Origin of the sequence: Natronomonas sp. (assembly GCF_046710025.1) — an archaeon.
In the GTDB taxonomy this organism is placed as follows: domain Archaea; phylum Halobacteriota; class Halobacteria; order Halobacteriales; family Haloarculaceae; genus Natronomonas.
Genome location: NZ_JBKEGK010000160.1, coordinates 1 through 5,885, shown reverse-complemented (window position 1 = coordinate 5,885; position 5,885 = coordinate 1). Strand labels below are relative to the sequence as shown.

The 5,885-nt window shown below is 60.9% G+C and carries 6 protein-coding genes; 3 read left to right on the top strand and 3 right to left on the bottom strand.

The window, feature by feature from the left end; translation table 11 throughout:
* On the top strand, positions 1-654 hold a 654-nt coding region (locus ACI944_RS10670; protein WP_411719033.1), incomplete at its 5' end, for an HAD family hydrolase.
* A gap of 25 nt (positions 655-679) precedes the next feature.
* Complete coding sequence (locus tag ACI944_RS10665) at positions 680-1,456, top strand: sugar phosphate isomerase/epimerase family protein (RefSeq protein WP_411719032.1); 777 nt, start codon at positions 680-682, stop codon at positions 1,454-1,456.
* 33 nt (positions 1,457-1,489) lie between these two features.
* On the opposite strand, the gene ACI944_RS10660 is transcribed toward ACI944_RS10665, so the two are convergent.
* On the bottom strand, positions 1,490-2,137 hold the full coding sequence (locus tag ACI944_RS10660) for a resolvase (protein ID WP_411719031.1): 648 nt from the start codon (positions 2,135-2,137) through the stop codon (positions 1,490-1,492).
* Between the two features lie 535 nt (positions 2,138-2,672).
* On the opposite strand from ACI944_RS10660, the gene ACI944_RS10655 reads away from it, so the two are divergent.
* The gene (locus ACI944_RS10655) at positions 2,673-3,095 is read left to right on the top strand and encodes a low molecular weight phosphatase family protein (protein WP_411719030.1); all 423 of its coding nucleotides are present in this window, start codon (positions 2,673-2,675) and stop codon (positions 3,093-3,095) included.
* 175 nt (positions 3,096-3,270) lie between these two features.
* Here ACI944_RS10655 and ACI944_RS10650 read toward each other — a convergent pair whose 3' ends face one another.
* A complete protein-coding gene (locus ACI944_RS10650) occupies positions 3,271-4,305 on the bottom strand; it encodes an ATP-binding protein (RefSeq protein WP_411719029.1) in 1,035 nt (344 codons plus the stop codon).
* A 188-nt stretch (positions 4,306-4,493) separates the two neighbouring features.
* The gene (locus tag ACI944_RS10645) at positions 4,494-5,345 is read right to left on the bottom strand and encodes a hypothetical protein (protein WP_411719028.1); all 852 of its coding nucleotides are present in this window, start codon (positions 5,343-5,345) and stop codon (positions 4,494-4,496) included.
* Positions 5,346-5,885 lie beyond the last annotated feature (540 nt).

Sequence of the window (5,885 nt, the reverse complement as noted above, 5' to 3'; positions counted from 1 at the left end):
CAGTACGACGCAATCGTCTTCGACAACGACGGCGTCCTCACCTATCCGACGGACGAGTCGGTCCTGACGGAAGCGTCGCGGCGGGCGTTCGCGGCGTTCGATGTCGACCCGACACCGAGCGATGTCCAGTCGCTCGTCGACGATCTCTCGGTGGAAACGGTGCGCACGCTTGCCGAGCGGTACGAAGTTGACGCTGACGCGTTCTGGCGTCGTCACGAGACGGAACGCACGGCCCGCCAGTTGGCGGCGATCCGAGACGGTGAGAAGCCGCTCTACGACGACGTCGAGACGCTCGCCGATCTCGCGGTCCCGACGGCGATCGTGAGCAACAACCAGCACGCGACAATCGAACATATCGTCGCGGAGTTCGGTCTGGAGGCGATGTTCGAAGCGTACTACGGTCGAAAGCCGTCACTTCACGGACTGGAACGTCGCAAGCCGGACCCGTCGTATCTTGAGGCAGCGCTCGACGAGTTGGGCGTCGAATCGGCGTTGTACGTCGGTGACAGCCGTGTCGACGTGGCGGCGGCTCGCGCGGCCGGCGTCGACGCCGCGTTCGTGAACCGACCGCATCGCCGCGGGTATCGTCTCGATATCCGGCCGACGTATCGTCTCGATAGCCTCGCCGAGCTCGCGAGCCTTCCCATGAAGTAATCCACGGTCCGCTACCCAAATCAATATGAATCCACGAATCGGTTTCGTCACCGCAGTCGCATCGGAGCTGGAACCGCAGTTGCGCTTCGCCGGGGACGGCGAGTTCGACTACGTCGAGATACTCATGGACGGGCCTCACAGCCGCGAGCGTCTCACGTCGAATCGCGGGACGATTCGGCAGATACTGGACGATCACGGCCTCGACCTACTCGTTCACCTTCCGTTCCCGACAGACATCGGATCGCCTTACGAGTCCGTCCGCAGCGGTGCCGTCGAGACGCAGTCGGCCTGTATCGATGCCGCGGCCGAACTGGGGGCAGAAAAGGCCGTTCTCCACCCAGAGTCCTCCGCATGGTCAGTCGCGTGGGACGACGCGGAGCTCCGTGAGTACATCGACGAATCAGTCAGCAAACTGAACGCGTACGGTAACTCACGTCACGTCGAAATCTGTGCCGAGAACATATTCGGAAGCCCGTACACTATCGAACACATCGACGGATTGCTCGCCGCGACGGACACCTCGCTGACGCTCGATACGGGCCACGCTCGGGTAACCGGTCACGACCCGACGGAGACAGCCGCGTTCGTCGCTGACCACGCCGACCGCATCTCACACGTTCACCTGAACGACACCCGTCGGCCGGCGGACGAACACCTCCCATTCGGTGCCGGGAACCTCGACTTCGGGCCTATCTTCGAGGCGTTCCCCACCGACTGGCACGGAACGCTCTCGCTGGAAGTCGGGACGCAGTCGCTCGACTACCTCCGTGAGTCGCGCTCTCAGTTGGAGCGGTATCTCTAGACATCATTGCGAATATATCATCGGTTGAGAATTTTAATAGAGCCTGTATTCTATACGTACGCGCGATTCAGGGTTGAGGGGGTAGAGCCTATATTCGTGAGCGTCAATATCGGTGGCCTCCTCTAACCGGTCAATACGTTCTCGCAGCTCTTCGAGGTTGGGCTCCTCGGCACGCGCATCCTGTAGCGGACGGACGTCGGTGAGCGCCTCGTCGACGCGGTCGTCTTCAGCTTCGCCGCTGAGGTAGAGGTCGCGCCGATTTTGGTGGAGACTCCGGAGCGTCGACTCGGCGATACCGGTGTCGCCGGCGACAGTCGCGAACGATTCACCGCGGTCGACACGGGTGAGGGCCTCCCGGACGTGTAGGAACTCGGCCGGATCAACGCGGAGATACCCATCTTCAACGACGAACCCTGCGGGCGGTCTTCCAGTCCACTTTCCGGTAGACTGTACAGCGCGGACGCCCGACCGAATTCGCTGGAGCTTTTGTTGGTGTTCGATCTGGGCGAGGTCGCCCATCAACCGAGCGACCATGCTGTATACTGTCTGCTGGAGCTCGCTGTCGTCGACGTGAATCTTCAGGCCGACGTCGAGAGCCTCAACGCCAGTATCGTGCTCCAAACAGTGCTGGATGAATTCGTGAATCTCAGTCGAGCCGAGGCGACAGTCTTCGGATGCCATCGAGATACGAGGGCATCTTCAGTCGATAGATCGTCTTTGTGGGTAGTTTCCTGTTGGGCCTGACGTCGGCAGTACCCGCACTGGCACGGTTCGTGTTGTGGAATACGAATTGTGCGGCGGTTCCAGTTTACCCACGTAGTCTCGAAGTGTACAATCTCCCCAGCACGAAGTCCCAGTCGGCCTGTGATGAGACAAATGAATCGCGCTTCAAAATCGTGTGGTGCTGGAAGGGCTGTACATGCTTCCAATAGGCGCTCGAACTGGCGGTCAGTAAGGACATCTTCGTGAGTATGTCGAGTCGTGAGTGCTTGCCGATGGCGGTCAGCCCATTCAGTTCCGGGTTGCTTGTGATGAGACACGCCTAGCTGTTCTCATGTTGGCAGATTGGGAGTACCGCCAAACCGTGCTGAATGTAGGGCGCTAATGTGGCACGTCGCAGTGACGAAATCAGGATAGGTCGGTTCGGTCAGTACAATATATACTGCTCAATATCAATCTTAGATAGTGTTATGATTGCTATGTTCTTAGCCTGTCTATGAGCGAGGAAGCGATAACGCTCGGGTTTGTTTGTGTACAGAACGCAGGTCGAAGTCAGATGGCGACGGCGTTCGCGGAACGGGAACGATCACGCCGCGGACTCGAAAATACAGTACACATTTTGACAGGGGGAACACAGCCCGCTGAGGAGGTCCATCCCGAGGTCGTCGAAGCGATGGCGGAGGTCGATATCGACCTCTCCGACCGTGTTCCGCAAAAAGTCTCGACGACGGACCTCAACAACGCGACCATCGTTGCAACGATGGGCTGTTCGACACTGAAACTAGACGCGGATGTCGAAGTCCGCGACTGGGCACTTGATGACCCGCACGGACAGTCACTAGAAGAGGTTCGCCGTATCCGAGATGAGATCCAGCAGCGTGTTTCAACGCTCTTCGACGAGTACACTTCCGAGCGGTAGGCAAGTCTCGCGGACCGACCGTTTCAGGCGGGAATTCCTCTGCGAAACGAGATCTCAACATGCGTTTCTGTGGGTATCCGACTGTCCTGACTCCGTCTGTATCGTTCGACACACGCTTCATGTCCGGTCTAGTATATCTCAACGGAGCCGCTCGTTCGGGGTCGTCGCGTGGATGTCACTCATCGGCCGTATCGGGCGGTCGCTTCGACGGGAGATACAGATGGACGACGTTCCCTCGCGGCGTTCGAGTGTCGAACATCACTTCGCCGCCGAGGGACTCGATACACCACTTCATCACGAACAGGCCGATCCCTGACCCGTGAGACGTGTTTGTGGTCTCGGCCGGTGCGAACAGCGCCTCGATTTCATCCGTCGGGATTGTCGGATTCGCGTCCTTAATTCGGATCTCGACGCGACCGGTGTTCGGTGAGGGCCCGACCGTTATCTCGACGGTCGGGGCCCGTTCAGTGCTGTGAACGATCGCGTTTTCAACCGCGTGTCTGACGGCGTAACCGAATGCGTCGTTCACTTCGATCCACATCTCTTCGCGTTCCTCGACGGATATCTCCGCAGCGGGGTACTCGGCCCTCGTTCGGGCTGCGACCTCCCTGACGGTAGCCAGCGCGGGCTGCCGGACGTGTTCCGCCCGGGCGTCCGTGATCGCTCGTTCGATCTCCTTCACCGATTCGGCCATGCTACCGAGGTTTTCACCGCGAGAGCGAATCGCAGCGATGCTCTCCGATATCCCCTCGACTCTACTGTGTGTCGCGATCTGATCCGCATAGCCCAAGATGATCGCCGCCTCGTTCCGAAGGTTGTGTCGGAGGATACGCCAGAACAGCTCGGCCCGGTGACGCGATTCGTAGTGATTGGTGATATCCCGGACCTCAACGACGACACAGTCCCCTGAGAAGCGCTGCTGAGATACGTGTAGCTGAAGCCAGACGAGCTCACCGTCGGCTCGTTTGGCTCGCCACATGAACCGCTGCGGGTCACCGTCGGCGCTCGCCCGGAGTCGGTCCCGGAACTCAGACGCCGACTGTGGATACGTGTTCGCCGTGTACGTGTCTACCGAGAGCCTACGTAGCTTATCCAAGGAGTATCCGAGTATCTGTTCCAACCGCTCGTTCGCATCTAGAATATCGCCGGAGCTCGGATCGTACAGTCCGATACCGAGGTATAGTGTGTCGTATTCGGATGGGAGCGCCACCGACTTCTTTGAGGACACAACACTGTGAGGACGGGGGGTACGACTCTTTGCTGTTACTATGTGGAATATATATTTCTCTATCGAATCGGCCACCAATCGGGCGGTATGACCGTCATCTATGTTGGAAACGACGCCAATCACTTCGGTTAGTCCGAACGACGGGGTATCGGCGACCCGCAGGTCCTGACCTACCGGCTACTATTTTCGCTTTCGTTCGTTGCGTCGACCGTCGATTCCGCGTTCGTCGCTGCTCCAGATTCGAAGCGGCTGTCAGCGCGGGCTGCGGGAAGCCACGCAGGCGGCGCGACGCCGCTCGCCGACCGGGATGTGACGCTGTACTGGAACCGCTTGGGCTCGCCCGCTTGGCTGTACAGGAGTTGAGCCTCCCGGACGACACCGTCTTCGTCGACGGTCAGGTACCCTCGAACGTCAGTCGCGTTCTGGACGGCGACGTCGGTGATCGCGTATCGGATGCGGCGTTCGTCGGCGTTCTCGGTGACCCGGACCGCTCGAAACTCGCCGATCGTCAGAATCCTGGAGGCCACGGCCCACATCGAATCGGCCGCGCGGAACCGAGTCTCGTCCACCGAGCCGTTCGTCGCCTCGAAAGCGGCCTGCCCGTTCCGCCCGCTACGGCTGTGTCGAACGTTCGACTCAACGTAGACGTCGCTCTGGGTGACGTCAGCGTACCCGTTGTGTACGTCAAGGCGGAACCTGATCCGCGTCGCGTTCGCTTCGTACTGGTAGTCGGCGTACGCGCCAGGACGGAACCGTTCGAGAGCGACCCCGGAAACCGGCTCCGTCCGGAGGAACGTGATCGACAGCCTGCGAGCCGTCGCGATCTCGATCTCCGACCGAGAGAACCCCTCCGGGAACTCGGCGTCGGCGAGCGCCTCGTCGGAGACAGTGGTTGAGTTCGACGTCGAACCCGTCGCCGGAGGGTCCGTCGTCGGGGCGGGGTCATCGAAGGCGACGCCCCCACACCCCGCGAGAACAAGGAGAAACGCCATTGCGATCGCAGCGGGGCCCCTTTGAGACACGATATTTTTTCGTGGTCACCGGATAATGAAGCTGTTGACGCCCCGCAATGCGCTCGCCACCGCCGACGCTTCGCTGATCCGTCCCCGGGTTGGGGGCCGGATCGAAAACGGAGTCATCGTGGCGGCAATCAGGGCAACCTGTCCTCAGTCCTCGCTCAGTCCGTCGGCCGCGATCCCCTCGCGTGCCTCCTGAATTACCTCGTCGACGCGGCCCCAGGCGACCGGCGGTTCGACGGCTGAGAGCGCGGCGTCGAGATCCTCGATCCGCTCGTCAAACCGATCGTCCCAGTCCGGACGGTCCGCGAGCGCCGAGGCGCTCGCCGTAGCCTCGTCCCGGATCGATTCGATCCGCGTCTCGACGTCGTCCGGGAACGACTTGTCCTCACGCTCCGCCCACTCGCGGAGGCCGGCCGCCTCGGCCCGGAGATCGGCGACGACGACATCGAGGACGCGCGCCTACACGGCCGCGTCGAACCACCGCTCCGGGTCGGGGTCGTCCGCATTCCGAAGCGACTCGACGATCTCTCTGAGGGACTCGGC